We start from the raw sequence: 25,224 nt of genomic DNA, 5'->3' as shown, positions 1-25,224 counted from the left end.
TATGCAGCGTAAACCGCAACCTCGTTATCTAACGCGGGTTGCAAACACAGCCGACTCTCCCCCTTTCGGTCGGCGCTCCCCCTTCTTGATGAGACGAACCCTTCTGATTCTTCCGCTCCTCGCGCTGTGCGCGTGGGCCCCCGCCGCCGGTGCGTCCGCGCGCCAGACCGTCACCTTCGAAGCGCCGCGTGAGCTGCTGTCGGCCTCGACGCGCACCGCGACGCTCGACCAGATCCAGGCGTTCGGCGTCAAGCGCGTGCGCCAGCTCGTGTACTGGCGCGACTTCGCTCCCGAGCCCGAGAGCAAGACGCGGCCCGCCGGCTTCGACGCCTCCAACCCGGACGCCTATCCCGCCGACAAGTGGGACAACCTGGACGGGCTCGTCGCGGCCGCCAAGGAGCGCGGGATCGACGTGACGCTGACGCTGACCGGCCCCGTGCCGCGGTGGGCGACGAAGACCAAGAAGGACACCTACACCGAGCCGCTGCCCGCGGAGTTCGGCGCCTTCGCCACCGCGATCGGCCGCCGCTACGGCGACAGCGTGAACACGTGGTCGGTCTGGAACGAGCCCAACCAGCCGCAGTTCCTGCGCCCGCAGTTCAAGAACGGCAAGGCGTACTCGCCCAAGCTGTACCGCAAGCTCTACCAGGCGGCCTACAAGGGCATCCGCTCGACGCCGGCCAACGCGCAGGACACGCTCCTGGTCGCCGAGACGTCCCCGCGCGGGAACTCGAACATCGTCGCGCCGCTGGCCTTCCTGCGCGGGATGCTGTGCCTGAACTCGAAGTACGAGAAGGCGAAGTCGTGCGCCAAGCTCGACGCCGGCGGCTATGCCCATCACGCGTACACCACCTCGGCCGGCCCGCGCTGGGAGCCGCCGAAGGCCGACGACGTGACGATCGGCGTGCTGCCGCGGCTCATCACCGCGATCGACAAGGCCGCCAAGGCGGGCGCGCTGCCCAAGAACCTGCCCGTGCACCTGACCGAGTTCGGCATCCAGACCGAGCCGGACAAGATCAGCGGCGTGTCGCTCGAGCGCCAGGCCGCGTACCTCGCGATCTCCGAGCACATCGCCTACGTCAACCCGCGCGTCGCCGCGTTCTCGCAGTACCTGATGAGCGACGACCCGCCGCGGTCGAGCGGCTACAAGTACGGCGGCTTCGAGAGCGGCCTGCGCGACGCCGACGGCAAGGAGAAGCCGGCCTACAACGGCTTCCGCCTGCCGCTCGCGGTCGAGACCTACGGCACGCAGGACGTGCTCTGGGGCCTCGTGCGCCCGCAGCGCGCCGTGAGCAAGGTGACGATCGAGCGCCGGATCACGGGCTTCAAGACGTGGCGCGTGCTGAAGACGATCGACACCACGTCCTCCGGCGTGTACGCGCTGAAGACGCCGCGCAAGGCGGGCGTGCACTACCGCGTGAAGTGGACCTCGCCCGAGGGCCAGACCTACACGGGGCCGTCCGTGAAGGGCTACTGATTGGGGTCTTGACCCGGTACGGCTAGCTCCATCGAGGCCCGATACCTGTCCCATGCGGAAGCGTTGGAGCCGATGGAGCGTTCTGGGTCAGCAGGTCAGCGACGGGGCCGGTGTCCCGATCGGGGAGGTCGTCGATACCTACCCCTTCGACGGCGGTGACGTCGAGATGGTTGTAGTGAGGCTCGATCGGGCGTTCGGCGGCAAGCGGATGCTCGCGGTCGAGGACCTCTGGATCGACGGGTTCAGCCTGCGCACGCCGTTCGCGCGCTGGCAGGTCGAGGACTCGCCGGCGTTGACGGACGGCCGCCACGCGGACGAGGACCCGTACCGGGCACGGAGCCATTGGCGCTTCGAGGAGCCCGCGACGGACCTGTACGCCGCCGCCTGAGTAGTCTTCGCCGCGATGGCGGCGCAGCTGTGGATGCTGCGGCACGGGGAGGCCGTGCCGCACGACTCCAAACCCGACGCGGAGCGTGAGCTCACGCCGCGCGGGCGAACCCAGGCCGAGGCGGCCGGGCGGGCGCTGGCGGCGCTCAACGTGGAGCTCGCCGCGTGCTACGCCAGCCCGAAGGTGCGCGCGTGGGAGACGGCGCAGCTCGCGTGCGCGGCGCTCAACGTGAAGCTGATCCGCGAGGACGCGCTGGCGAACGGCTTCAGCCGCGTCGACGCGCTGACGCTGCTGGAGGCCCACGACGCGCACATCCTCGTCGTCGGTCACGAGCCGTCGTTCTCGCAGGTCGTCTACGACCTCACGAGCGCCCGCGTGGACTTCAAGAAGGGTGGCGTCGCGGCGATCAGCGCGACGCGCACCGCCGGCCAGCTGCTCGCCCTGCTGCGCCCGCGCGACCTCGAAGCTATTTCAGCGCCGCGAGGATGAGCGCGAGCGCCACTTCGGCGCGACTGTGCAGCGAGGCCTCGAGGACGAACTCCTCGGGGTTGTGCGCCTTGCCGCCGCGCGGGCCGAGACCGTCGACCGTGAGCGGGATGGTGGCCGCGAAGTGGCTCGCGTCCGAGGCGCCGCCACGCGCGGCCGCGACGATCGTGCGCCCGAGCAGCGTCGACGCGCTCGCCAGCAGCGGCGCGGTGGCCTCCTCGCTCTGCATGCCCGGCCAGCGCCGGACGAGCTCCGCCTCCAGACGCACGCCCTCGTGCTCGGCGGGGATGTGGGTGAGGATGTCCTCGATCGCGTCCAGGCTGTCGGCGCGCACGTCGCAGTAGAGCTCGCCGGCGCCCGGCACGACGTTGAACGCGTCGCCCGAGCGCAGGATCGTCGGCACGGCGGTGAGGTGCGACGGGCCGTCCGGCGCGTGGCGGGACGCGACGGCCTGCGCGGCCATCGCGAGCGCGAGCAGCGCGTTGCGGCCGCGGTCGGGCGCGGAGCCCGAGTGCGCGGTGCGCCCGTACGCGCGGATGTGGATCGTGCCCGCGGCCTTGCGGCGCACGACGACGCCCTCGCCGGCCTCCGCCAGCTCGCCGGCCTCGAAGCACAGGCAGGCGTCGAAGCCCGCGAAGCGCGGCACGTGGCTGAAGTCGTCGGTGCGCCACTCCTCGTCGCAGACGAGCAGCAGCGCGAGCTCGTCGTAGAGCTCCGGCCGCTTGGCGAACGCGCGCAGCGCGCCGAGGGCCAGCACGTTGCCGCCCTTCATGTCCACCGCGCCCGAGCCGACGAGCTGCTCGCCGACGCGCTTGAGCGGCTTGTGCTCGGCGTGCGAGATGACGGTGTCGTTGTGGCCGACGAGCAGCACCTTGCGGGTGCCCGTGCCCTTCAGGCGGATGACCTGGTCCTCGGCGTGCTCGGGGCTCGAGCACGGCACGCGCTCGATCGTCGCCTCGTCCGGCGCGAGCGCCGCGGTCAGCGCCGCGCACTCGTCCGCCGCGTGCGCGTCGCCCGACGGCGACGAGACGGCGACGAGCGCCTCGAGCTCACGCGGCGCCCGGCGGGCGATCTCCGCCGCCGCCTGCTCGATCCACTCGTCCATTCCGATCAGGCTAGTGTGCAGCGCGTGCCCGAGCTGCCGGAGATGGAGATCACCGCCCGCCGCCTGGCCGAGGCACTCCCCGGTCTGGAGATCGAGTCGGTGATGACGCCCGGGCTGAACGTGCTCAAGACGTTCGACCCGCCGCTGGCCGCGCTGGACGGCGCGCGGTTCACCGGCGTCCGCCGCCGTGGCAAGCTGCTGCTGCTGGAGGCGGACACAGAGGCCCACGGGCCGCTCACGCTGCTCGTGCACCTGATGAGCGCCGGACGCCTGATGGTCTACGACAAGCGCGGCTCGATGCGCGACAAGACCTCCCGCGTGCTCGTCCGGCTACCCGGCGACCGCGAGCTGCGCCTGCGCGAGTTCGGCACCAAGCAGGCGGCGTGGATCAAGCTGCTCACGCCGGACGGGCTGGAGGCCGAGCCGGCGCTCGGGTCGCTCGGGCCCGAGGCGTGGCCGGATCCGCCGAAGGACCTGCGGGAGATCCTGAAGGCCCCGCGCCCGCTGCACTCGCTGCTGCGCGACCAGCAGGTGATCGCGGGGATCGGGCGCACGTGGGTCGACGAGATCCTGCACGCGGCGAAGCTCTCGCCGTTCAAGCGCGGCGACGACCTGTCCGAGCCCGAGGCCAAGGCCCTGCGCAAGGCGATGGTCTCCGAGCTCGGCCGGGTCCTGGACGTATACGAGGAGAAGGTCGCGCTCCCGCTGCCGGAGAAGTTCCCGAAGCCGACCCGGGTGCACGCGCACCAGGGCGAGCCGTGCCCGCGCTGCGAGACCGTGCTCGAGGCCGTCTTCTACGAGGACTACGTGATGTCGTACTGCCCGCACTGCCAGACCGAGGGCCGGATCCTTAAGGACCGTAGGCTTTCGCGTCTACTGAAGTAGCGCGCGGGTAGCCTCCATGAGCGAATGATGAACGTGATGGCGGCGCCTGGGGACTGGGCGCGTAACGCGGTCTCCAGCGGCGGCTATCCCGCGCTGGCAGGCCTCATCCTGGCGGAGAACCTGTTTCCGCCGATCCCTTCGGAGCTCATCCTCCCGGTCGCCGGCTTCTACGTCGGCGAGGGCACGATGCACTTCGTCCTCGCCGTGCTCGCGGCGACACTCGGCTCGGTCGTGGGTGCGCTGATCCTGTACGCGATCGCGCGGTTCGGCGGGCGCTCGGTGGTGCTGCGGCTCGGCAAGTTCGCGCGCGTCCGCGAGGACGACCTGGACCGCGCGGACGACTGGTTCGACAAGCGCGGCGCCTGGATCGTGCTCTTCGGCCGGCTCATCCCCGGCGTGCGCAGCCTCGTCTCGGTGCCGGCGGGCCTGTCCGAGATGCCGGTCATGCGCTTCACCGCGCTCACGGCGCTCGGCTCCACCGTCTGGAACAGCGCGCTGATCGGCGCGGGCTGGGCCCTGGGCAGCAACTACGAGAAGGTCGGCAACATCATCGGCCCGATCGGCACCGTGATCGTCGGCGTGTGCGCGGTCGGCGTCGCGGTGCTGGTCTTCTGGGCGGTCAAGCGCCGCCGTACCGCCGCCTAGCGAGCACCGCCGGCACCGTCGCGAGCAGGATCTCGAGGTCGCGCGCGAGCGACCAGCCGGCGACGTACTGGTCGTCGAGCTCGATCATCGCGCCGAACGGGAGCTGCGAGCGGCCCGAGACCTGCCACGGGCCGGTCATCCCGGGGCGCAGGTCGACGCGGCGCCGCCGCCACTCCTCGGTGAGCGCCGCGTGCTCGGCCAGCAGGAGCGGGCGCGGGCCGACGAGGCTCATGTCGCCCTTCAGGACGTTGACCAGCTGCGGGATCTCGTCGAGCGAGAAGCGCCGGAGGACCCGACCGACGCGGGTGACGCGGTCCCCGTCGGAGCGCTTGACGATCACGCCGTCCTCGCGGACGAGCACGGTCGAGTCCACCCGCATCGCACGCAGCCGGTACATCCGGAAGAACCGCCCGCCGCGCCCCGACCGCTGCTGCGTGAAGAGCGCGGGACCGGACGAGTCGAGCCGGATCGCGACGACCAGGACCGCCAGCACGGGGGTGAGGACGACGAGCCCGAGCCCAGCGCCGACCACGTCGAGCGTCCGCTTGGCGATGCGCTCGAGGGTGGAGAACGCCGGTGGCCGCGTCGGCTCCGCCCGTGGCCGCTCCACCCGTGTGCGGGCGCGGCCCACGCTGCTCACCAGGCCGGTGAACGCCACGGCGGCGAACGCGCCGAGGACCGGTGCGCGGGCGTCGAGCGCGAGCAGGAGCCCGTAGGCGGGCCACGAGAGGACGAGCGCCGTGACGGCGAGGCGCGTGAAGTCGCCCGCGCCGGCGCGCGTCCCGTCGAGCGCGTACAGCCCGCAGATCCAGGCCAGCAGCGGCCACGCCAGGCACATCGCCAGCACGACGACGGGCAGCTCCTGCACCGTCAGGCCGCTGGCGAACGCGACGGCCGCGCCGACGAGCGATCCGGCGATGATGTCGGCGGACAGCAGCTGACGCCGCACCGCCCGCCGGCGGTCCGGAGCCGGCTCGGCCGGGATCGAGGCGTCGGTGAGAGCGTCCGTGCTCGCGCTGGGATGGACCATCCGCGACGAATGGTCCCGGCTGGCGGCGCGCTTGTCCATCGTCCTCGGTGCGGTTTCTGGAACCCTTCCAGAAAAGCCGCTAGGCTCCGCCACCAGTGCCGTCGATCTCGGACCTCGAACACCTGCTGCGCGATGCCGGCCTCCGGGTCACGCGCCCGCGCGTGGCGGTGCTCTCGACGGTCTACGAGCGTCCGCACGTCGACACGCACTCGATCATCGACCGCGTCCGCGCGCAGCTCGGTGACGTCTCCACGCAGGCCGTCTACGACGTGCTCAACGCGCTCACGGAGGCGAGCCTCGTGCGGCGCATCCAGCCGCAGGGCTCGGTGGCGCGGTACGAGTCACGGGTCGGTGACAACCATCACCACGTCGTGTGCCGATCCTGTGGGGTCATCGCCGACGTCGACTGCGTGGTCGGCGACGCGCCGTGCCTGGCCGCTTCCGACGACCACGGCTTCGCGATCGACGAGGCCGAGGTCGTCTACTGGGGCATCTGCCCCGACTGCAAGTCCGCTCGAAACTCGTAAGTACCGGAGGAAAGGGTCGTATGGCCGATCAGGAGCACCCCAACGCCGTCGTAGGCGACATGAACGAGCCGATCGAGGCTGAAGGCTGCCCAGTCCACGGCGCGCGCGCCCCGCACCCGACGCAGGGTGATGCGAACCGCGAGTGGTGGCCCGAGCGTCTGAACCTGAAGATCCTGGCCAAGAACCCGGCCGTCTCGAACCCGCTCGGCGAGGACTTCGACTACGGCTCGGCGTTCAAGGCGCTTGATCTCGCCGCGGTCAAGGCCGACATCGCCGAGACGCTCAAGACCTCGCAGGACTGGTGGCCCGCGGACTTCGGCCACTACGGCCCGTTCATGATCCGCATGGCCTGGCACAGCGCCGGCACGTATCGCATCAGCGACGGTCGTGGCGGTGGCGGCGCGGGTCAGCAGCGCTTCGCCCCGCTGAACTCGTGGCCGGACAACGGCAACCTCGACAAGGCCCGTCGCCTGCTGTGGCCGGTCAAGAAGAAGTACGGCCAGGCGCTCTCGTGGGCCGACCTGATGATCCTCACGGGCAACGTCGCGCTCGAGGAGATGGGCCTGGAGACCTTCGGCTACGCCGGCGGCCGCGCCGACGTGTGGGAGCCCGACGAGGACGTCTACTGGGGCCCGGAGACCGAGTGGCTCGGCGGCGACCTGCGCTACACGGGCGACCGTGAGCTCGAGAAGCCGCTCGGCGCCGTCCAGATGGGTCTGATCTACGTCAACCCGGAGGGCCCGGACGGCAACCCGGACCCGGTCGCCTCCGCGCGCGACATCCGCGAGACGTTCGGCCGCATGGCCATGAACGACGAGGAGACCGTCGCGCTGATCGCCGGCGGCCACACGTTCGGCAAGACGCACGGCGCCGCCGACCCGGACCAGTTCGTCGGGCGCGAGCCCGAGGGTGCCTCGATCGAGGAGCAGGGCCTCGGCTGGAAGCAGTCCTACGGCACCGGCAAGCTCCAGGACGCGATCACGTCCGGCCTCGAGGTCACCTGGACCGCCACCCCGACGCAGTGGGGCAACGGCTTCTTCGACAACCTCTTCGGCCACGAGTGGGAGCTGACCAAGAGCCCCGCCGGCGCGCACCAGTGGCAGCCGGTCGGCGGCACCTCCGCCGTCTCGGTCCCGGCCCCGAACGAGGGCGGCGCCCCGCGTCTGCCCACGATGCTGACGACGGACCTCGCGCTGCGCATGGACCCGGCCTACGAGAAGATCTCGCGCCGCTTCCACGAGAACCCGGACGCGTTCGCGGACGCCTTCGCCCGCGCCTGGTTCAAGCTCACGCACCGCGACATGGGCCCGATCCAGCGCTACCTCGGCCCCGAGGTCCCGTCGGAGACGCTCATCTGGCAGGACCCGGTTCCGGCCGGCCCCGCGCTGGACGACGCCGACGTCGCGACCCTGAAGAGCCAGATCCTCGCCTCCGGTCTGTCGGTCTCCGAGCTCGTCTCGGTCGCCTGGGCGTCCGCCTCGACCTTCCGTGGGTCCGACAAGCGCGGCGGCGCGAACGGCGCCCGCATCCGCCTCGAGCCGCAGAAGAGCTGGGAGGTCAACAACCCGGCGCAGCTCGCCAAGGTCCTTGGCGTGCTCGAGGGCATCCAGGCGGGCTTCGGCAAGCCGGTCTCGATCGCCGACCTGATCGTCCTCGGCGGCACCGCCGCGGTCGAGAAGGCCGCCGCCGACGCCGGCGTGGCGGTCGACGTCCCGTTCGTCGGAGGCCGCGGCGACGCGACCGAGGAGTGGACGGACGCCGAGTCCTTCGCCCCGCTCGAGCCGACCGCGGACGGCTTCCGCAACTACTACCGCAGCGAGGCGCACCGCCTCCCGGCCGAGTACCTGCTGCTCGACCGCGCGAACCTGCTCACGCTGAGCGCGCCGGAGCTGACCGTCCTGGTCGGCGGCCTGCGCGTCCTCGGCGCGAACTGGGACGGCTCCTCGCTGGGCGCCCTCACCGACACGCCGGGCACGCTGACGAACGACTTCTTCGTCAACCTGCTGGACCTCGGCACCCAGTGGCAGGCCTCCGGCGACGAGTTCGAGGCCCGCGCCGACAACGGCGACCTGCGCTGGACCGGCTCGCGCGCCGACCTCGTGTTCGGCTCGAACTCCGAGCTGCGCGCGCTGGCCGAGGTGTACGCCTCCGACGACGCCCGTGAGAAGTTCGTCCTGGACTTCGTGGCCGCCTGGACCAAGGTCATGAACCTGGACCGCTACGACCTGAGCTAGCCACGGAGGTTCGCCATGATCGAATGATAGAAATTATCTATCATTCGATCATGGTCTTCCGGACGCCATCTCCAGGAGAGCTCGAGAACGAAGTTCTACGGATGATCGACGAGCTCCGGGAGGAGCTTCGACACCGTGTCTCCGAGCCTCGGCGGTGGGCCGGAAGTCTGCGTCGACTGACGTTCGCGCGGGCCGTTCAAGCCTCAAACAGCATCGAGGGCTACAACGCCACGCTCGACGATGTCGTTGCCGCAGTCGACGGTGATGACGTTCTCGACGCGTCGGCGGAGACCGCGTCGGCGGTCTCGGGTTATCGCGACGCCATGACGTACGTGCTGCAACACGCGCACGACGAGACGGCGAAGGTCGACGAAGGCCTGCTCAAGGCCCTTCATTTCATGATGATCAAGCACGACCTGGCGAAGAATCCAGGGCGTTGGCGGCCGGGAGCCATCTGGGTCCGGCGAGAGCCCGAGGGCGCGATCGTGTATGAAGGCCCGCCGAGTGACGAGATCCCGGCACTCATCGTCGAGATGATCCGCGAACTGGAGCGAAGCGACGCGCCAGTGCTGTTCCGGGCCGCGGTCGCGCACCTCAATCTGGTGATGATCCACCCGTTCAGTGACGGCAACGGCCGAATGGCCCGCGCACTGCAGACCCTCGTCCTGGCTCGCGAGCAGATCGTCGCTCCGGTGTTCTCGAGCATCGAGGAGTACCTCGGCCGCAATACGCAGGCCTACTACGACGTGCTGGCGCAGGTGGGTGAGGGCGCTTGGCATCCTGAGAATGACGCGCGGCCGTGGGTGCGGTTCTGCCTGACCGCCCACTACCGACAGGGACGCACGCACCTCCGACGCGTCCAAGAGGTCGAAGAGCTGTGGCTCGCATCCGTCGCGCTCGCCGAACGGCACCGGCTACCGGAACGCGCGGCAGCCGGTTTGATGGACGCGGCCTACGGTCTTCGCGTACGCAACGCGCGGTACCGCGCCTCCGTCGACTTCTCATCAGGCGAGGAGATCTCAGAGCTCACGGCGACACGAGACCTCAAGGCGATGGTCGAAGCGGGGCTGCTGACGGCTGTCGGTGAGCGCCGAGGGCGTTTCTATGTCGCGAGTGACCCGTTGCTGCAGGCGCGGCAGCGCATCCGTGCGGAACGCCCGACGAAGGAGCTCGCGGATCCCTTCACGCGAGCGTCGGAGCAGCTTTCGCTCGAGATCTGAGCATCGTCGCGGCCAGTCGCATCGATATGTTCTCGCCCATGACGCCGCTGCGGATCGTCATGGGCGAGGACGACGTGCTGATGCGCGAGGGGATCGCGCGGCTGCTCGAGGACGCGGGCTTCGAGATCGTCGCCCGCGCCGGTGACGCCGACGACTTCGCGCGCAAGGTGCGCGCCCACAAGCCCGACGTCGCGATCGTCGACGTGCAGATGCCGCCCGACCGCACGGACGACGGCCTGCGTGCCGCGCGCACGCTGCGCGCCGAGCTCCCCGGGCTGGGTGTGCTCGTGCTCTCGTCGCACCTGGAGGAGTCCTACGCCAACGACCTGCTCGGGGACGACCCGCAGGGCGTCGGCTACCTGCTCAAGGAGCGGGTCGGCGACGTGGACGCGTTCGTCGACGCGATCCGCCGCGTCGCCGCGGGCGGTACCGCGCTGGATCCCGAGGTCGTGCGGCTGATGCTTGGCCGCAGCCGGCGTCAGGGGCCGATCCATGACCTCACGCCGCGTGAGCTCGACGTGCTGGCGGCGATGGCCGAGGGGCGTTCGAACCTGGGGATCGCGGAGGAGCTGGTCGTGACCGAGAACGCGGTCGAGAAGCACGTCAGCCGGATCTTCCGCAAGCTCGAGCTGTCGAGCTCGCTGCCGACGGATCACCGCCGCGTGCTCGCGGTGCTCGAGTACCTGCGCACCGCGCGCTGACCGCACCACCCGTTGTCCGGGCAGCCGGACACCGCTGTCAGGGCCGCCCGGCTGGGCGGGGCGGGCGTGTTGGAGGAGAGTCAGAGGCATGAGCACCTACGCCCCCTCAGCCCCTCTGGCACGCACCTCCAGCAGCGTCTTCGGGCGCGTCATGTCCCTCGTCGGCGTCGCGATCGCGTTCACGGTCGCCGGCGCGTACTTCGGGCGCGACCTCGCGCTCGGGACGGCCCAGGTTCTTGGCTTCGTCGCGATCGGGATGCTGTTCGCGCAGTCGTTCTCGGCGTCGCTGCGCCGGGGGAGCACCGGCCTCACGTGGCTGTTCGCGCTGGCGCTGATCCTGGGCCTCAGCCTCGGCCCGGTGCTGCAGGTCTACGCCAACGCCGAGCCGGACGTCGTGATCCAGGCCGCGGGCGCGACCGCGCTGACCACGCTGGCGATGGGCGCCTGGGGGATGGCGACGAGCGCCGACCTCAGCCGCTGGATGCGGCCGCTGAGCTACGCGATGCTCGGGCTGTTCGTGATCGGCCTGCTGCTCCTGCTCTTCGGCGGCGCCGGCAACCCGCTCTTCAGCCTGGCCGTGATCGCCGTCTCCGCGGCGCTGCTCGTGATCGACTTCAACTTCGTCCGCAACCGCGCCAACGACGACGACGTCATCTGGCTCGCGACCGGGATCTTCGTCTCGATCCTGAACCTCTTCATCTCGTTCTTGAACCTCTTCGGCCGCCGCTGAGCGGTGCGAGCGCCAGAATGGCGCTCGTGCTCCTCGCGCTCGCCGTCGTCGCCGCCGTCACGCTCATCCTGTATCCGATCTCCGAGATCGACCCGGGCGTGTCGAGCGGCGTCCTGTACGTCCTGGGCGTGCTCATCGTCACCACCACACGCGGGCTCCGATGGGGGCTCGCGTCGGCCGCGTTGAGCCTGTTCGCGCTCGACTACTTCCACACCGACCCGACGGGCGGCCTGATCGAAGGCAAGAGCGCGGGCGACCTCGTGGCGATCTTCACCGTGACGCTGACCGCGGTCGTGGGCGCGGTGATCGCCGACACCGCCCGCCGGCGCGCGGTCGAGTCCGAGGAGCGCCGCGTGCGCCTGGACGAGGTGCGCGACTCGCGCGCCCGCGTGCTCGCGGCCGCCGACCGCGAGCGTCAGCGCGTCGTGCGCGACATCCACGACGGCGCGCAGCAGCGGCTCGTGCACACGGTCGTGAACCTCAAGCTCGCCGTCCGCCAGCTCGACAAGGACCCGGACGCCGCCAAGGCGATGGTCCAGGAGGCGCTCGAGAACGCTCAGCGCGGCACGGACGAGCTGCGCGAGCTCGCGCACGGGATCATGCCGTCGGCCCTCACGCGCGGCGGCCTGCGCGCGGCGGTCGGCACGCTCACCGCGCGGATGCCGATGCCGGTCGTCGAGGAGATCACCGACGAGCGCTTCCCGGCCGAGGTCGAGGCCGCGGCCTACTTCGCGGTCGCCGAGGCCCTGACCAACGTGGCCAAGCACGCCCAGGCCGAGGAGGCGCACGTGACGATCACGCCGGTCGACGGGCACCTGCAGATCGAGATCCGCGACGACGGCGTCGGTGGCGCCTTCGCGGGCGGCTCGGGCCTGCTCGGCCTCGAGGACCGGCTCGCGGCCGCGGGCGGGACGCTGCGCATCGACAGCCCGCCCGGCGACGGCACGACGATCGCGATCGACCTCCCGGTGGACGCGGCGGGTTGACGCCGGAACAGCGCGCGGCGGCGTGCAACGATGCGAGGCATGCTCGAGACCGGAACCGCAGCGCCCGACTTCACCCTGCCCGACCAGGACGGCGAGGACGTCTCCCTCTCCGCGCTCAAGGGCCAGACCGTGGTCCTGTACTTCTACCCCAAGGCGGACACGCCCGGGTGCACGACCCAGGCGTGCGGCATCCGCGACCACCTGCCCGACTACACCGCGGCGGGCGTCCGCGTGCTCGGCGTCTCGCCGGACCCGGTCAAGGCCGTGAAGAAGTTCCACGACAAGCAGGCCCTGAACTTCACGCTGCTCGCCGACGAGGACCACGCCGTGTGCGAGGCGTTCGGTGTCTGGGGCGAGAAGTCGATGTACGGCAAGACCTACATGGGCGCCAACCGCGCCACGTTCATCATCGACGGCGACGGCACGATCGCCCACGTGATCCCGAAGGTCTCGCCGAAGACCCACGACGACGAGGTGCTCAAGGCGATCGGCGAGCTCTCCGCAGCCTAGTGCCCGTAGAACCCGCGGGCGAGCTTGTCCGGGAGCTGCGCGAAGGGGACGTCCGCCTTCGTGAACGCCTCCCGGACCTGGTCGTCGCGGACTGACCCGGACGTGGCGAAGACGGCGCTCACGCCCGCTTCGAGCAGGGTCTCCGGCGCGTCCGGGAACGGGAAGAAGGAATCGCTGTAGGCGACGGCGCCGGGGATCGCGTGGCCGGCGTCGCGGGCGCGGGTGAGCGCGAGCGCGCAGCAGGAGACGCGGTCCTGCTGGCCGACGCCGTTGCCGATCAGGGCGCCGTCGCGCACGAGCGTGATCGTGTTCGAGTTGCTGGTGGCGCCGACGGCCCAGGCGAGCAGGAGGTCGTCCTTCTGCGCGTCGGTGAGCTCACCGGTGATCTCGGCCTCGTCGAGGTCGAGCACGAAGGTGTAGTTCGGCTGCTCGAGGAACCCGCCACGGACGTAGCGCTGCCGTGGGGCGGTGTCGAGGGAGTCCTTGTTGAGCGTGCCGAGGGCCGGGTTGGCGAGCAGCCGGCACTTGCCGTGCTTGCGGGCCAGGAGCTCGATCGCCTCCTCGGTGAAGGACGCGGCGGAGATCAGGTCGAGCAGGCGGCGCGTCGGGCTCTCGTGGCTGAGCAGCAGCTCGGCCTCCGCGGCGCCGACCTCGAAGCCGAGCATCACGCAGCCGCCGAAGATCGCGCGCAGGTCGCCCTCGAGCATGCGCTTGATCGCGTCGGCGGGTGTGGCCGCCGCGGCCGCACCGCAGGCGTTGCCGTGCTTGCTGCCGACCGCGAACGCGAGTCCGCGCCCGTCGAGCGCGGCGGCCATGTGGGTGATCGTCTGCAGCTGGCGGTCGACGTCGACGAGGTTGTTGAAGCTGGGCGCCGCGCCTTCCACCTGCACGAAGTTCGCGAGCGCCAGCGGATCAGCCGACTCGGAGGCGTTGAGGCTGGCGGGGGCCTGTGCGGCGTTCTCTCCGTAGGCGCAGGCGAAAGGCTGGTTCGGGGCGGCGAGCATGGGCGGCGAGGCTAGCCAATGCGAAGATGCGGCCGTGGCCCTCGAGTGCGCGGAGCTGGTGGTCGGCGACGTCCTGCGGGGCGCAGCGTTGCGCGTGCAGCGGGGTGAGGTGGTCGCGCTGACCGCTCCGAGCGGGGCGGGGAAGTCCACGCTCCTGCGCGCGGTCGTGCGGCTCGTGCCGCTCGATGGCGGGGTGGTACGGCTCGACGGGACGGACGTCGCGACGCTGGACCCGCGGGTGCTGCGGCGTCGTGTCGGATTCGTCGCGCAACGTCCCGTGATGCTGCCCGGCACCGTCGCCGACAACTTGACCTACGCGCTCGACGAGCCCGCCGACTTGGCCGCGGCGCTCGACGCCGCCGGGCTGGACGCGTCCTTCGCCGACCGCGACGCGACCCGCCTCTCGGGCGGCGAGCAGGCGCGCGTGGCGATCGCGCGGGCGCTGACCCGCAAGCCGGAGGTGCTGCTGCTCGACGAGCCGACCTCGGGGCTGGACGCGCCGCTCGCCGAGGCGATCGGCCGCCACGTGCGCGAGCTCGCCGCCGCAGGCCTCGCGATCTGCCTCACCTCGCACGACCGTGCCGTCGTCACGGGCTGGGCCGACCGCGAGCAACGGCTGTGAGCGACGTCCTCGTCCAGGGGCTCGCCGGGATCGCCCTCGCGGTCGTCGCCGTCGCGCTCGCCTGGCGGCTGGGCCTCGGCCTCTCGAAGGAGCTCGCGCTCGCCGCCACCCGCGCCGTCGTCCAGCTCACGGCCGTCGGCGCCGTGATCGTCGCGATCTTCGAGATCCCCGCGCTGGCGTTCGCGTTCGTCGCGGTGATGCTCACGACCGCCGCGTTCACGGCCGGCCGGCGGATCGGCGGGATCCCGAACGGCCGTGTGTGGGCGTTCGTGGCGATCGCGACGCCCGCGCTCACCGCCACGGGGTTCCTGCTCGCGGTCGGCGCGTTCGACTTCACGCCGCGCGCCGCGGTCCCGACCGCGGGCATCCTGATCGGCGGCGGGATGGCGGCGGTCAGCCTCACCGGGCGCCGGATGACCGAGGAGCTGGAGTCCGCGCACGCGGAGATCGAAGCGCGCCTGTGCCTCGGCGATAGCGCCCGCGACGCCCTGCGCCCGAGCATCCGCCGCGCGATCCACACCGCCCTTACGCCCGCGATCGACCAGACCCGCAGCGTCGGCTTGGTCACCCTCCCCGGCGCGTTCGTCGGCCTGCTGCTCGGCGGCGCGAAGCCGGCGGAAGCGGCGAGCACGCAGCTCGTCGTCCTGCTCTCGCTCCTGGCCGTGGAGCTCGCCGCGGCCGCGTTGCTGGCCACGTTCGTCCAACGCGCCGCCGTCGCACCGGGCGAGCGCGTCCGTCGGCTCTCCTAGCTCACCACGGCACGAGGCCGTGGCGGTCACGGAACTCGCCGGTCGGGCCGTCCGGGCCGATCTGGGCGAGCTCGACGATCGCGTCCGTGCCTTCCTCGACGGTCTGCGGGCCGCTGTGGTTGTTGATGTCCGTCGCCGTGTAGCCGGGGTCGACGGCGTTGATGCGCATGCCCGGGTAGGCCTTGGCCCACTGGGTCGTGAGCATGTTCAGCGCGGTCTTCGACGGCGAGTAGCTGAGGTTGTGCATGCCGGACTCGACGCGGTCGGGGTCGCTGGTCACGCCGATCGAGCCCATGCCGGAGGACACGTTGACCACGACCGGGTTCGAGGACTGCTCGAGCAGCGGTCGGAAGGCCTGGAGCACGCGCACCGGGCCGAACGCGTTGACCTCGAACACGGGCCGCAGGTGCTCGACGGTGACCTCGGACAGCGCGACGAACTCGCCGGGGATGCCCGCGTTGTTGATGAGCACGTCCAGGGACCCGACGGTCTGCACGGCGGCGGCGACCGAGTCGTCGGAGGTGACGTCGAGCTGCACGAAGCGCGCGCCGAGGGCTTCGGCGGCGGCGCGGCCGCGCGCCTCGTCCCGGGCTCCCACCCAGACGTCGTGGCCGGCTTCGATGAGACGGCGGGCGGTTTCATAGCCGAGGCTGCGATTGGCCCCGGTGATCAGAATGGTCGACATGCCTGCAGTCTGGGCGCGCCGAACCTGGAAGACCATGCCCCTGAAAGGGATACCTTGGGTGCGGTGACGACCGATCTCGCCGGCAACCTGCGCACCTGGCGTGACCGTCTCACGCCCGCCGAGCCCGGCCGCCGCCGCGCGCCCGGCCTGCGCCGGGACGAGATCGCCGCTCGCGCGGACGTGTCGGTCGGCTACCTCACGCGGCTCGAGCAGGGGCACGCCGCGCACCCGTCATCGCTCGTGTGCGGCGCGCTCGCTCGCGCGCTGGAGCTGAACCTCGAGGAGACCGAGCTCCTGTACCGGCTCGCCGGCCACGCGCCGCCGTCCGCGGAGCGCTTCAGCCGCGAGCTCACGCCCGCCGCGCAACGCCTGCTCGACCGCTTCGACGACCTGCCCGTGATGGTCTACGACCCCGCCTGGGAGGTCGTGGCGACGAACGCGCGCGGCGAGTGGCTCATCGGCCCGACCTACGGGAACATCGCCCGCCGCCACTTCCTCGGCCCGGGCACCTACATCCAGCACACGCCCGATCAGCAGCACGCGATGAGCGCGTCGATCGTCTCCGACCTCCATCACTCGCTCACGCGCTTCCCGGCCGACGAGCGCCTGCACGCCATCGTCGACGAGCTGCGCCGCGAGAGCCCGCGGTTCGCGGAGCTGTGGGAAGAGCGCCCGGCGGCCGTGCACAGCTCGGCCACGAAGTTGGTCGAGCACCCGGTGGCCGGCTCGTTCACCCTGGAGTGCGACGTCCTGCGCGTGGAGGGCTCAGACCTGCGGATCGTGGTCTACAGCGCCGCGCCGGGCACGCCGGACGCCGAGGCGATCTCCCGCTTCGGCGCCGCGGAGGCCGTGCTCAGCCGTTGAACGTGTCGGGGTCCGGGCCGGTGCGGTGGCCCTTGTCCAGGCCCTCGATGCGCTCGACCTCCTCGGAGGTGAGCTCGAAGTCGAAGATGTCGATGTTCTCCTCGATCCGCGAGGGCGTCATCGACTTCGGGAACACGACGTTGCCGAGCTCGACGTGCCAGCGCAGGACGATCTGGCCCGGCGTGCGGCTGTGCGCCTCCGCGATCTCGGTGATGACCGGGTCCTCGAGCACCGCGCCCTGGGCGAGCGGGCTCCAGGCCTCGGTGACGATGCCGCGGTCGGCGTGCTCGCGCCGCAGGCCGTGCTGCGTGAGGTACGGGTGCAGCTCGATCTGGTTCACGGACGGCGTCACGCCGGTCTCGTCGATGATCGTGCGCAGGTGCGGGGCCTGGAAGTTGGAGACGCCGATCGCGCGCGCCAGGCCTTCCTTCTGCGCCTCGACGAGCGCCTTCCACGCCTGCACGTAGTTGCCGTGGCCCGGGGCCGGCCAGTGGATCAGGTACAGGTCCACGTACTCGGTCTCGAGCAGGCCGAGGCTGCCCTTGAGCGCGCCGATCGCGTCGGACTGGTCCGTGTTCCAGAGCTTGGTGGTGATGAACACGTCCTCACGACCGAGGCCGGACGCCTTCACGGCCTGGCCGACCTGCGCCTCGTTCTGGTAGGCGCGGGCGGTGTCGATGTGGCGGTAGCCGACGTTCAGCGCGTGCGTGACGTTCTCGAACGTCTTCTCCGGCGGCACCTGGAAGACGCCGAGGCCGAACTGGGGGATGCGGACATCGCTGCCCGCGAGATCAAGAGTGGGGATGTTCAAGCTAGGAGCCATACCACTGGCCCTACCCGGGATGGGTGATCAGGCCACGGGAAGGAAGTTCGCGGGGTCATCGGGCGCGAACTTGACGTCGACCGGCTCGCCGGCCTTCCAGTCGATGTGAGAGGGAACGAGCAACGTACGCGTGTGCCGGCCGCCCGCGAGGTCCACGGTCAACTTGACGGGGTGGCGGTTGCCGATGTTCGTTCCCCAGCTGTGCGCGGCTTCGACGACTCGCGCCGTGGTGTGTGAGATCCGTGCCACCGCCTCTCGCGCGCCGGTTGCGCGGGCGCGGCTGAAGACCACGAGCGCGACGATCGCGTCGAGTACACCGAACGCCAGCAACGCGATGCCGAGCGTCCCGAACGTGAACGAGAAGACGATGCCCAGCCCGATGAAGGTCACGGCCATGATGCCGCTGACCAGCCCAAGGATGAAGTTGGGTGTGTAGACGCTAATCATTCGCCGATGTTCTTCAACGCCTCCCGCCGGCTCAAGGGGGCTAGCTCGTGCGTGTCGCAATACGCGCGCACCGCGTCCGGCTCGACCCACGCGTAGGAGCGCAGCGCCCAGCCGATCGCCTTGCGGATGAAGAACTCGCGGTCGCCGCGGTTGGGCTCGATGCACGCGGTCATCAGCGCGAAGTCGGTCTCCGCCTTGCGCCGGACCTGGGCGATGATCGACGAGCGGCGCTTCCACAGGTCCTCGTCGGTGGACCATTCCCGCAGCACCGGTGCGACCTCCGGCAACAGCGCGCCGAGCGGCCCGCACGCGATCTCGTCGACGAAGTCCCACCACGCGCCGTCGACGATCAGCTCCTCGTAGAGCGGCAGCGCGTCCAGGTCCCGGTAGTCGCGGTAGCGGCGGTCCGCGAGCACGGCGAGCGCCATGTAGCGCTCCTCGCGGTAGGTCGCCTCGTGCCACAGCGCGCGCACGGTGGCGAACCACGCGTCGCGCTCCAGCGGCTCCAGCACCTCGCGCGCGAGCTGCACGCGCGCCGGCTTCTGCACGCCGTAGAAGGGCATGTCGGACTTCATGTAGCGCTGCATCTCCGGCGCCTTGGCCGGGTTGGCGCGCTCAGCGAGACCTGCACGGATCGCCTCGATCATGATGGGCATCGTGACGACGTTCACCTCACCCTTGGCCGAGACGCTCGCGCCCGACCTGCTCGACCGCTTCCTGCGCTACGTCCGCATCGACACGCAGTCCACCCGCGACCGCACGCAGTCGCCGAGCACGCCGGGCCAGCTCGACCTCTCCCGCCTGCTCGTGGAGGAGCTGCTCGCGATCGGCCTCGGCGACGCCGCCCTCGACGACAACGGCTACGTCACGGCGACGCTGCCCGGCACCGGGCCGACGGTCGGGCTGATCGCCCACGTGGACACGAGCCAGGACGCGCCCGGCGCCGGCGTCGAGCCGATCGTCCACCGAGCCCACCCCGGCGGGAAGCTCGAGCTCCCGCGTGGCGGCACGGTCGTCGACGCCTCCGCGGGCGACATCGTGACCTCCTCGGGCGACACATTGCTCGGCGCCGACGACAAGGCGGGCGTGGCCGAGATCATGGCCGCCGTCGCGCACCTCGCCGCGCACCCCGAGCTGCCGCGCCCGAACCTGCGGATCGGCTTCACGCCCGACGAGGAGATCGGCGAGGGCGCGACGCTGTTCGACGTCGGGGCCTTCGGCGCCGTCTGCGCGTACACGCTCGACGGCTCCGATCTCGGCGAGCTGCAGGACGAGACGTTCAGCGCCGAGGAGGTCATCCTCACGATCACCGGCGTCGACGCGCATCCCGGCTGGGCGAAGGGCGTGCTCGTCAACGCCACGCGGATCGCGGCCGAGATCGTCGCGGCACTGCCACCCGAGCTCACGCCCGAGCAGACCGACGGCCGCGACGGCTTCATCCACGTCTACGAGATCACCGGCGGCTCCGGCCGGATCGAGGTCCGCGCAATCACGCGCGACTTCGACGACGCGAAGCTCCACGCGCACTCGGCGCTGATCGAGCACACCGCCGAGGAGGTCGTGGCGCGCTATCCCGGCGCGACGCTCGACGTCCAGATCACGCCGCAGTACCCGAACATGCGCACCTACATCGATCAGTTCCCGCGAGCGGTGACAGCGGCCGAGGAGGCGATCCGCGCCGAGGGCATCGAGCTGGTGCGCACGCCGATCCGCGGCGGCACCGACGGCTCACGCCTGAGCGCGATGGGCCTGCCGACGCCGAACCTGTTCACGGGTGGCCACGACTACCACTCGACGCGGGAATGGGCCTCGCTGCAGGAGATGGCCGCGGCCTCGGCGGTGGTGGTTCGCCTTGCGGAGGTGTGGGCTCGCGATGGAGCGCCACCCCCGCGATGACGAGCGCGATGCCCGCGGCGTCGCGGACGGACGGCACCTGGGCGAGCACGATCAGCCCGATCACGGTCGCCGTCGCGGGTAGCAGCGACACCATCAGCGCGTAGCCCGCGCGCGTCAGCCGCTTCATCGCGACCTGGTCGGCGACGTAGGGGATCACGGAGGAGCTGATCCCGACGCCGATGCCGGCCAGGAGCGCGACCGGGTCGGCGAACGCGGGCAGCGCCGCCCAGCCCGCGACGGGCGTGACGAACACCAGCGCGACGAGCATCGACGCGGCCAGCCCGTCCACACCCACGCCGCGTGAGGCGACCCGGTGCGCGAGCACGATGTAGGCCGCGAACAGCGCCGCGTTGGCGAGCGCGAGCGCAACGCCCAGCAGCTCGCCCTCGAGGTGCACGCCGGTGAGCAGGTAGACGCCGGGCACGGCGCACAGCAGGGCCACGGCGTTGCGCTTCGTACGCATCCCCAGCGCGGCCAGCGCGATCACCGGTAGGAACTCGATCGCGGCGACGGTCGCGAGCGGCAGCCGGTCGATCGCGAGGTAGAAGCAGCAGTTCATGCCCGCGAGCACGGCGCCCCAGGCGATCACGTCGCGGTCGCGCAGCAGCGCCCAGGGCCGCTTCCACAGCGCGAACACGACCGCCGCGGCGGCGATCCGCATCCACGCCACGCCGAGCACGTCCACGCGCACGAACAGCAGCACCGCGAACGCGGGCCCGAGGTAGTGGAAGATCGCGCTGACGACGAACGGGAGGCGGGCAGCCATGACCTGACACAGGATCGTCGGGAGACGCGCGCATCGGAAGGGTCGATCGAAGCTATTCTGCGCCGTATGCCTTCGGAGAACGGTGCGCTCGACGCGACGAACCTTCGATTGCTCGCAGAGCTCCAGCAGGACGCACGGATCAGCCAGGCCGAGCTCGGCCGCCGGGTCGGTCTCTCACCGCCCGCCGTCGCCGAGCGCCTGTCCCGCCTGGAGCGCGACGGCACGATCACGGGCTACCGCACGGACGTGGACCCGCGCTCGCTGGGCTTCGCGCTCGCCGCGATCATCCGCATGCGTCCCGCGCCGCGTCAGATCCCGAAGGTGGCCGAGGTCGCGCAGGGCACGCCCGAGGTCGTCGAGTGCCACCGCGTGACCGGCGAGGACTGCTTCTACATGAAGGTCCACGTGCGCACGGTCGAGCACCTGGAGGAGGTCATCGACCGCTTCACGCCCTACGGCCAGACGACGACGTCGATCATCCAGTCGTCACCGGTGCGCCCGCGCGGGCTCGAGCCCTGACGCGAGCGCGCCCGCGACGTCCTCGATCTCGCGTTTGCTGGCGCGCCAGCCGACGACCTGGCGCTCGATCCGGGCGTTGCCGGACTTCGCGAACACCGTCCACGGCTTGCGCAGCACGACGCGGCTGAACACGCCCGCGCCGCACAGCGTCAGGACGATCGTCAACTCGATCGCGATCACGACGACGTTGAACAGCACGAGCACGAGGAACAGCAGCCCGACGATCAGGGCGATCACGGCGAGGATGATCCCGATGACGCCGAGATCGTCGGCCAGGCCCGGGAAGAACCCGCCCGGGTCGAACCCGTCGAACGGGTCGGCACGCCTGAACTTGCGCCGGCGCGGGAACCACGCGCGCCCGACGTTCCAGGTGCGCCCGTCGGGCCCGGTCACTGTCTTCCGGAACATCCGCGTGCGAGGGTAATGGCTCACCGGTGCGAACGGTCCCGTTTTACATCGGCGGTTTCCTAGGCCCGTTCGGGGGCGGGGTCGTCGCCGTCCTGGTGCCGCAGCTGCGCGACGCGTTCGACGCCACGACGGCCGAGATCGCCGCGACCATCCCCGCCTACCTCGTCCCGTTCGCGGTGCTGCAGCTCGTCTCCGGGACGGTCGGCGAGCGGCTGGGCCGCAGGCGCGTCGTCCGCACGGCGTACATCGCCTACGCGCTGCTGTCGCTCGCCGCGGCGTTCGCGCCGAGCCTGGAGAGCTTCCTGGTCATCCGCGCGCTCCAGGGCAGCGCGAACGCGTTCCTGACGCCGCTGCTGCTCGCGGGCCTCGCGGACCTCGTCCCGCCGGGCCAGATCGGCCGCGCGGTCGGGACGTTCGCGGCCGTGCAGACCGCGGCGATCGCGCTCGCCCCGCTCGGCGGCGGCGCGCTCGGCGCGCTCGACTGGCGGTTCGCGTTCCTCAGCCAGGTGGTCGTCGCCCTCGCCCTGGCGGCCTTCCCGCCGCCCGACGCCCAGCAGCGCGACACCCCGGTGCGGCTGCGTGAGGCCTTCACCCGCCGCGTCGGGCTGCTCAGCGGCGCCGCCTTCACCGGCTACGCGGGCGTGACCGGCATCGGCTTCCTGGTCGCGGTCGAGGCGGCGGACGAGTTCGGGCTCGGCTCGATCGCGCGTGGCGTCCTGCTGGCCGGTTTCGGCGTCGCGGGGATGCTGCTGGGCCGCGCGGCGGGTGACGCGGTCGACCGCTTCGGCCGCACGCCGGTGATCTACGCCGGCCTTGCGATCTGCGCGGTGCTCGTCGCGACGCTCGGGTTCGCGCCCTCCGCCGTCGCGCTCGGCGCGCTGTGGTTCGTGATCGGCCTCGGCTCGGCGCTGATGTGGGCGGGGATCAACGTGCTGACCGTGGAGGCCGTCCCGGGCAACCGCGCGGGCGGCACGTCGGTCGTCAGCGCCTTCAAGTTCGCGGGCAACGCGGCCGCTCCGCTGATGTGGCTCCCGCTCTACCACGCCGACCCACGACTGGGATTCCTGGGCGCGGGCATCCTTGCCGCCGTGGCCGGACTCTTCATCGCTCCCCTGCGCATGGCACGCTAGAGGGCAGTGCTCCCCACACTCGCAAGCATCGGCGACTCGTTCTCCTCGTTCTTCGACGCGGTCGGCTCGTTCTTCTCGAACCTCGCCGGGGTCTCGTGGATCCCGCTCCTTCTGGCGCTGATCTTCTTCACCACCTACCTCACGTTGCGGGCGCGCGCGTCGTTCCACATCCTGCGTGCCGCGTACCCCGAGTCCAGGATCCAGTTCCGGCGCATCTGGGGCGCGTACTTCGCCGGGTATGGCTTCAACTCGGTCATCCCGGCCCGCGGCGGCGACGTGATCCGCCTGTTCTTGACCAAGACGTCCGTGCCGAACTCGAGCTACCCGGCCATCGGCGCCGCGTTCAGCATCGAGTTCATCTTCGACCTGACGATCGCGGTGCCCGTGCTGGCGTACGCGTTCAGCCAGGGCGTGTTCCCGAAGCCGCCGGACTTCTCGTCGCTGCCGGCGTTCGACCTCGCGTTCTTCGCGTCCAACCCGCGCTTCACGCTGTTCCTGCTGACCGTGCTGGGGATCGGCGTGATGGTCGGGTTCGCGCTGCTGTCGGCGCGCGTCCGGCGCTTCTGGGAGCGCGTGCGCCAGGGCCTGACGATCGTCTTCGACCGCAAGCGCTACTTCCGCGAGGTGTGGCTCGTGCAGTTCGCAGGCTGGCTGTTCCGGTTCGCCGCGTTCTGGTGCCTGCTCGAGGCGTTCCACGTCGGCGGCTCGGTGAGCAACGTGCTGCTCGTGCTCGGCGTCAACGCGGTCGCGGCCCTGGTGCCGTTCACGCCCGGCGGCGCGGGCGTCCAGCAGGCGCTGCTCGTGAAGGTCTTCGGCTCGGGCGCGACCGTCGCCGCCTACTCCGTCGGCCAGCAGATCGCGATCGCCGCGCTCACGTTCCTGATCGGCCTCGGCGCGCTCACGAAGATCTTCCGCTTCCGCTCCTTCAAGGAGGTCATCGCCGCGGGGCGTGAGCAGCGGGAAGCGGAGAAGGCCGCCGCGGCGGAAACCCCGGCGTGATCCTGCGCGCGGTCGAGCAGCCCTACGACGGCGCCGGGCTGATCGACTTCCTCGCCCGGCGGATGGTGCCGGGCGTGGAGGAGCACGTGGACGGCGTCTACCGCCGGTCGCTGCCGAGTGGCGAGATCCTCGAGCTGCGGCCGCATCCGGAAGGGATGGAGGCGACGCACGACGTGTCCGGGATGCTCGACCTGGACGCGCCGGTGGCGCGGATCGCCGAGCGCCTCGGCGCGCTCTACCGCCCTGGAACGCGCGTGCCGGGCTGCGTCGACGGTGACGAGCTCGCCGTCCGTGCCGTCCTCGGCCAGCAGATCACCGTGCAGGCCGCGCGGACGCATGCGGGCCGGCTCGTGCAGACGGTCGGCGAGCCGCTGACGCGGCCCAGCGGAACGATCACGCATCGCTTCCCGTCGCTCGAGGCGATCGCGGCCGCGCCGGACGCGGTGTTCGCGATGCCCGCGACGCGCCGGGCGACGCTGCGCTCACTGGCCGGGCAGCCGCTCGACCGGCTGATCGACCTCCGCGGCGTAGGCCCGTGGACGCAGACCTACGTGAACATGCGTGCCCTGGGCGACCGCGACGCGTGGCTGCCGACGGACATCGGCGTGCGGCACGGCCTCGCCCGGCACGGTGCGGCGGACCCGGAGCGGTGGCGACCGTTCCGGGCCTACGCCGTGATCTCGCTCTGGGCCAGCTTGGCTAGCTAGCCGTGGGCGCGGGAACGATCCGGATGTACGGCTTGGGCTCCTTCCAACCGTCCGGGTACTTCTCCTTGGCGGCGTCGTTGGAGACCGAGCCGGCGATGATGACGTCCTCGCCCGGCTGCCACTGGGCCGGCGTGGCGACCGCGTGGTTGGCGGTCAGCTGCAGCGAATCCAGCACGCGCAGGACCTCGTCGAAGTTGCGGCCGGTCGTCATCGGATAGATGAGCACCAGCTTGATCTTCTTGTCCGGGCCGATCACGTAGACGTTGCGAACGGTCGCGTTCTGCGCGGGCGTGCGCTCGGTGGCCTCACCCGCGACGTCGGCCGGCAGCATCCCGTAGGCCTTGGCGACCTTGAAGTCGCTGTCGCCGATGATCGGGTAGTTCGGGGCGGTGCCCTGCGTCTCCTCGATGTCCTTCGACCAGCCGACGTTGTTCTCGGCCGGGTCCACGGAGATGCCGATGATCTTCACGCCGCGCTTGTCGAACTCCGGCTTGATCGAGGCCAGGTAGCCGAGCTCGGTCGTGCACACCGGGGTGAAGGCGCGCGGGTGCGAGAACAGCACACCCCACGAGTCACCGAGCCAGTCGTGGAAGTTGATCGTGCCCTCGGTGGTCTCCGCTTCGAAATCTGGAGCCGTATCGCCAATGGTGACGCCCATCGTCTGTCTCCTCTAAAAGGGGG

General features: G+C 71.1%; 29 protein-coding genes and 1 pseudogene. 20 read left to right on the top strand and 10 right to left on the bottom strand.

Annotated features, from left to right (window positions below; genetic code table 11):
- Positions 1 to 88: 88 nt before the first annotated feature.
- From OJ997_RS01530 to OJ997_RS01520, 3 genes are all read left to right on the top strand, one after another.
- A complete protein-coding gene (locus tag OJ997_RS01530) occupies positions 89 to 1,477 on the top strand; it encodes a cellulase family glycosylhydrolase (protein ID WP_270023224.1) in 1,389 nt (462 codons plus the stop codon).
- 175 nt (positions 1,478 to 1,652) lie between these two features.
- A complete protein-coding gene (locus OJ997_RS01525) occupies positions 1,653 to 1,865 on the top strand; it encodes a hypothetical protein (protein WP_270023223.1) in 213 nt (70 codons plus the stop codon).
- A 15-nt stretch (positions 1,866 to 1,880) separates the two neighbouring features.
- Entirely contained in the window at positions 1,881 to 2,354 is a 474-nt protein-coding gene (locus OJ997_RS01520; protein ID WP_270023222.1) for a SixA phosphatase family protein, read from the top strand.
- Here the strand turns inward: OJ997_RS01520 and OJ997_RS01515 are convergent.
- Positions 2,332 to 3,456, bottom strand: a complete 1,125-nt coding sequence (locus OJ997_RS01515) for a M20/M25/M40 family metallo-hydrolase (RefSeq protein WP_270023221.1) — start codon at positions 3,454 to 3,456, stop codon at positions 2,332 to 2,334. The two genes, OJ997_RS01520 and OJ997_RS01515, sit on opposite strands and share 23 nt — an antisense overlap.
- A 24-nt stretch (positions 3,457 to 3,480) precedes the next feature.
- Between OJ997_RS01515 and OJ997_RS01510 the strand changes: the two genes are divergently transcribed.
- Positions 3,481 to 4,341, top strand: a complete 861-nt coding sequence (locus tag OJ997_RS01510) for a DNA-formamidopyrimidine glycosylase family protein (protein WP_270023220.1) — start codon at positions 3,481 to 3,483, stop codon at positions 4,339 to 4,341.
- 36 nt (positions 4,342 to 4,377) lie between these two features.
- Positions 4,378 to 4,986, top strand: coding sequence for a DedA family protein (locus tag OJ997_RS01505; RefSeq protein ID WP_270023219.1), 609 nt, complete (start codon positions 4,378 to 4,380; stop codon positions 4,984 to 4,986).
- Here OJ997_RS01505 and OJ997_RS01500 read toward each other — a convergent pair.
- A complete protein-coding gene (locus tag OJ997_RS01500) occupies positions 4,961 to 6,016 on the bottom strand; it encodes a sugar transferase (RefSeq protein ID WP_270023218.1) in 1,056 nt (351 codons plus the stop codon). The genes OJ997_RS01505 and OJ997_RS01500 overlap by 26 nt on opposite strands.
- Positions 6,017 to 6,111: 95 nt before the next feature.
- Between OJ997_RS01500 and OJ997_RS01495 the strand changes: the two genes are divergently transcribed.
- From OJ997_RS01495 to bcp, 7 genes are all read left to right on the top strand, one after another.
- Entirely contained in the window at positions 6,112 to 6,543 is a 432-nt protein-coding gene (locus OJ997_RS01495) for a Fur family transcriptional regulator (protein WP_270023217.1), read from the top strand.
- Positions 6,544 to 6,563: 20 nt separating this feature from the next.
- Entirely contained in the window at positions 6,564 to 8,777 is a 2,214-nt protein-coding gene (gene katG / locus OJ997_RS01490) for a catalase/peroxidase HPI (RefSeq protein ID WP_270023216.1), read from the top strand.
- Positions 8,778 to 8,878: 101 nt separating this feature from the next.
- Entirely contained in the window at positions 8,879 to 9,997 is a 1,119-nt protein-coding gene (locus OJ997_RS01485) for a Fic family protein (RefSeq protein WP_270023215.1), read from the top strand.
- A gap of 47 nt (positions 9,998 to 10,044) precedes the next feature.
- Positions 10,045 to 10,698, top strand: a complete 654-nt coding sequence (locus tag OJ997_RS01480) for a response regulator transcription factor (RefSeq protein ID WP_372517859.1) — start codon at positions 10,045 to 10,047, stop codon at positions 10,696 to 10,698.
- 88 nt (positions 10,699 to 10,786) lie between these two features.
- Positions 10,787 to 11,428: a Bax inhibitor-1/YccA family protein gene (locus OJ997_RS01475; protein ID WP_270023213.1), complete on the top strand. Its 642-nt coding sequence runs from the start codon at positions 10,787 to 10,789 to the stop codon at positions 11,426 to 11,428.
- 17 nt (positions 11,429 to 11,445) lie between these two features.
- The gene (locus OJ997_RS01470; RefSeq protein ID WP_270023212.1) at positions 11,446 to 12,414 is read left to right on the top strand and encodes an ATP-binding protein; all 969 of its coding nucleotides are present in this window, start codon (positions 11,446 to 11,448) and stop codon (positions 12,412 to 12,414) included.
- Between the two features lie 39 nt (positions 12,415 to 12,453).
- Positions 12,454 to 12,924, top strand: coding sequence for a thioredoxin-dependent thiol peroxidase (bcp, locus tag OJ997_RS01465; protein ID WP_270023211.1), 471 nt, complete (start codon positions 12,454 to 12,456; stop codon positions 12,922 to 12,924).
- On the opposite strand, the gene OJ997_RS01460 is transcribed toward bcp, so the two are convergent.
- Positions 12,921 to 13,928: a hypothetical protein gene (locus tag OJ997_RS01460; protein ID WP_270023210.1), complete on the bottom strand. Its 1,008-nt coding sequence runs from the start codon at positions 13,926 to 13,928 to the stop codon at positions 12,921 to 12,923. The two genes, bcp and OJ997_RS01460, sit on opposite strands and share 4 nt — an antisense overlap.
- Positions 13,929 to 13,962: 34 nt before the next feature.
- Between OJ997_RS01460 and OJ997_RS01455 the strand changes: the two genes are divergently transcribed.
- Positions 13,963 to 14,550: an ABC transporter ATP-binding protein gene (locus OJ997_RS01455; RefSeq protein ID WP_270023209.1), complete on the top strand. Its 588-nt coding sequence runs from the start codon at positions 13,963 to 13,965 to the stop codon at positions 14,548 to 14,550.
- On the top strand, positions 14,547 to 15,299 hold the full coding sequence (locus tag OJ997_RS01450; protein ID WP_270023208.1) for an ABC transporter permease: 753 nt from the start codon (positions 14,547 to 14,549) through the stop codon (positions 15,297 to 15,299). The genes OJ997_RS01455 and OJ997_RS01450 overlap by 4 nt, the downstream gene beginning before the upstream one ends.
- Before the next feature lies 1 nt (position 15,300).
- On the opposite strand, the gene OJ997_RS01445 is transcribed toward OJ997_RS01450, so the two are convergent.
- Positions 15,301 to 15,984, bottom strand: a complete 684-nt coding sequence (locus OJ997_RS01445) for an SDR family NAD(P)-dependent oxidoreductase (RefSeq protein WP_270023207.1) — start codon at positions 15,982 to 15,984, stop codon at positions 15,301 to 15,303.
- Between the two features lie 63 nt (positions 15,985 to 16,047).
- On the opposite strand from OJ997_RS01445, the gene OJ997_RS01440 reads away from it, so the two are divergent.
- A complete protein-coding gene (locus tag OJ997_RS01440; RefSeq protein ID WP_270023206.1) occupies positions 16,048 to 16,848 on the top strand; it encodes a helix-turn-helix domain-containing protein in 801 nt (266 codons plus the stop codon).
- Here OJ997_RS01440 and OJ997_RS01435 read toward each other — a convergent pair.
- From OJ997_RS01435 to OJ997_RS01425, 3 genes are read right to left on the bottom strand one after another with little or no spacing between them, the layout of a single operon-like run.
- Positions 16,838 to 17,671 (bottom strand): aldo/keto reductase, encoded by an 834-nt coding sequence (locus OJ997_RS01435; protein WP_270023205.1) that lies wholly within the window; start codon positions 17,669 to 17,671, stop codon positions 16,838 to 16,840. The two genes, OJ997_RS01440 and OJ997_RS01435, sit on opposite strands and share 11 nt — an antisense overlap.
- A gap of 27 nt (positions 17,672 to 17,698) precedes the next feature.
- Positions 17,699 to 18,118 carry a hypothetical protein gene (locus OJ997_RS01430; protein ID WP_270023204.1) on the bottom strand — a complete coding sequence of 140 codons (420 nt, stop codon included), beginning with the start codon at positions 18,116 to 18,118 and terminating at the stop codon, positions 17,699 to 17,701.
- Positions 18,115 to 18,774: a DNA alkylation repair protein gene (locus OJ997_RS01425; protein ID WP_270023203.1), complete on the bottom strand. Its 660-nt coding sequence runs from the start codon at positions 18,772 to 18,774 to the stop codon at positions 18,115 to 18,117. Before OJ997_RS01425 ends, OJ997_RS01430 begins: the two co-directional genes overlap by 4 nt.
- Between OJ997_RS01425 and pepT the strand changes: the two are divergent.
- Positions 18,764 to 19,930: pseudogene (pepT, locus tag OJ997_RS01420) on the top strand (peptidase T); the annotation flags it as partial. The gene OJ997_RS01425 and the pseudogene pepT sit on opposite strands and share 11 nt — an antisense overlap.
- On the opposite strand, the gene OJ997_RS38025 reads toward pepT, so the two are convergent.
- On the bottom strand, positions 19,887 to 20,780 hold the full coding sequence (locus tag OJ997_RS38025) for an EamA family transporter (RefSeq protein ID WP_372517857.1): 894 nt from the start codon (positions 20,778 to 20,780) through the stop codon (positions 19,887 to 19,889). The pseudogene pepT and the gene OJ997_RS38025 overlap by 44 nt on opposite strands.
- A gap of 66 nt (positions 20,781 to 20,846) precedes the next feature.
- Between OJ997_RS38025 and OJ997_RS01410 the strand changes: the two genes are divergently transcribed.
- Positions 20,847 to 21,299 carry an Lrp/AsnC family transcriptional regulator gene (locus tag OJ997_RS01410; protein WP_270023201.1) on the top strand — a complete coding sequence of 151 codons (453 nt, stop codon included), beginning with the start codon at positions 20,847 to 20,849 and terminating at the stop codon, positions 21,297 to 21,299.
- Here the strand turns inward: OJ997_RS01410 and OJ997_RS01405 are convergent.
- Positions 21,267 to 21,707 carry a hypothetical protein gene (locus tag OJ997_RS01405; RefSeq protein ID WP_270023200.1) on the bottom strand — a complete coding sequence of 147 codons (441 nt, stop codon included), beginning with the start codon at positions 21,705 to 21,707 and terminating at the stop codon, positions 21,267 to 21,269. The two genes, OJ997_RS01410 and OJ997_RS01405, sit on opposite strands and share 33 nt — an antisense overlap.
- A 26-nt stretch (positions 21,708 to 21,733) precedes the next feature.
- Between OJ997_RS01405 and OJ997_RS01400 the strand changes: the two genes are divergently transcribed.
- From OJ997_RS01400 to OJ997_RS01390, 3 genes are read left to right on the top strand one after another with little or no spacing between them, the layout of a single operon-like run.
- Complete coding sequence (locus tag OJ997_RS01400) at positions 21,734 to 22,837, top strand: MFS transporter (protein ID WP_270023199.1); 1,104 nt, start codon at positions 21,734 to 21,736, stop codon at positions 22,835 to 22,837.
- A gap of 6 nt (positions 22,838 to 22,843) precedes the next feature.
- Complete coding sequence (locus OJ997_RS01395) at positions 22,844 to 23,836, top strand: lysylphosphatidylglycerol synthase transmembrane domain-containing protein (protein ID WP_270023198.1); 993 nt, start codon at positions 22,844 to 22,846, stop codon at positions 23,834 to 23,836.
- Positions 23,833 to 24,543: a DNA-3-methyladenine glycosylase family protein gene (locus tag OJ997_RS01390; protein ID WP_270023197.1), complete on the top strand. Its 711-nt coding sequence runs from the start codon at positions 23,833 to 23,835 to the stop codon at positions 24,541 to 24,543. The genes OJ997_RS01395 and OJ997_RS01390 overlap by 4 nt, the downstream gene beginning before the upstream one ends.
- Here OJ997_RS01390 and OJ997_RS01385 read toward each other — a convergent pair.
- Positions 24,536 to 25,201 carry a peroxiredoxin gene (locus OJ997_RS01385; protein WP_270023196.1) on the bottom strand — a complete coding sequence of 222 codons (666 nt, stop codon included), beginning with the start codon at positions 25,199 to 25,201 and terminating at the stop codon, positions 24,536 to 24,538. The two genes, OJ997_RS01390 and OJ997_RS01385, sit on opposite strands and share 8 nt — an antisense overlap.
- Positions 25,202 to 25,224 lie beyond the last annotated feature (23 nt).

It is taken from the genome of Solirubrobacter phytolaccae, assembly GCF_027587195.1.
Lineage (GTDB): Bacteria > Actinomycetota > Thermoleophilia > Solirubrobacterales > Solirubrobacteraceae > Solirubrobacter > Solirubrobacter phytolaccae.
This window is presented reverse-complemented; position numbering and strand designations above follow the sequence as displayed.

Coding starts and splice junctions, on each gene's coding strand:
- OJ997_RS01445 (WP_270023207.1), bottom strand. CDS start 15,984: ATGTCGACCATTCTGATCACCGGGGCCAATCGCAGCCTCGGCTATGAA.
- OJ997_RS01425 (WP_270023203.1), bottom strand. CDS start 18,774: ATGCCCATCATGATCGAGGCGATCCGTGCAGGTCTCGCTGAGCGCGCC.
- OJ997_RS38025 (WP_372517857.1), bottom strand. CDS start 20,780: ATGGCTGCCCGCCTCCCGTTCGTCGTCAGCGCGATCTTCCACTACCTC.
- OJ997_RS01500 (WP_270023218.1), bottom strand. CDS start 6,016: ATGGTCCATCCCAGCGCGAGCACGGACGCTCTCACCGACGCCTCGATC.
- OJ997_RS01460 (WP_270023210.1), bottom strand. CDS start 13,928: ATGCTCGCCGCCCCGAACCAGCCTTTCGCCTGCGCCTACGGAGAGAAC.
- OJ997_RS01515 (WP_270023221.1), bottom strand. CDS start 3,456: ATGGACGAGTGGATCGAGCAGGCGGCGGCGGAGATCGCCCGCCGGGCG.
- bcp (WP_270023211.1), top strand. CDS start 12,454: ATGCTCGAGACCGGAACCGCAGCGCCCGACTTCACCCTGCCCGACCAG.
- OJ997_RS01475 (WP_270023213.1), top strand. CDS start 10,787: ATGAGCACCTACGCCCCCTCAGCCCCTCTGGCACGCACCTCCAGCAGC.
- OJ997_RS01505 (WP_270023219.1), top strand. CDS start 4,378: ATGGCGGCGCCTGGGGACTGGGCGCGTAACGCGGTCTCCAGCGGCGGC.
- OJ997_RS01530 (WP_270023224.1), top strand. CDS start 89: ATGAGACGAACCCTTCTGATTCTTCCGCTCCTCGCGCTGTGCGCGTGG.
- OJ997_RS01485 (WP_270023215.1), top strand. CDS start 8,879: ATGATCGACGAGCTCCGGGAGGAGCTTCGACACCGTGTCTCCGAGCCT.
- OJ997_RS01430 (WP_270023204.1), bottom strand. CDS start 18,118: ATGATTAGCGTCTACACACCCAACTTCATCCTTGGGCTGGTCAGCGGC.
- OJ997_RS01405 (WP_270023200.1), bottom strand. CDS start 21,707: ATGTTCCGGAAGACAGTGACCGGGCCCGACGGGCGCACCTGGAACGTC.
- OJ997_RS01435 (WP_270023205.1), bottom strand. CDS start 17,671: ATGGCTCCTAGCTTGAACATCCCCACTCTTGATCTCGCGGGCAGCGAT.
- katG (WP_270023216.1), top strand. CDS start 6,564: ATGGCCGATCAGGAGCACCCCAACGCCGTCGTAGGCGACATGAACGAG.
- OJ997_RS01470 (WP_270023212.1), top strand. CDS start 11,446: ATGGCGCTCGTGCTCCTCGCGCTCGCCGTCGTCGCCGCCGTCACGCTC.
- OJ997_RS01410 (WP_270023201.1), top strand. CDS start 20,847: ATGCCTTCGGAGAACGGTGCGCTCGACGCGACGAACCTTCGATTGCTC.
- OJ997_RS01385 (WP_270023196.1), bottom strand. CDS start 25,201: ATGGGCGTCACCATTGGCGATACGGCTCCAGATTTCGAAGCGGAGACC.
- OJ997_RS01520 (WP_270023222.1), top strand. CDS start 1,881: ATGGCGGCGCAGCTGTGGATGCTGCGGCACGGGGAGGCCGTGCCGCAC.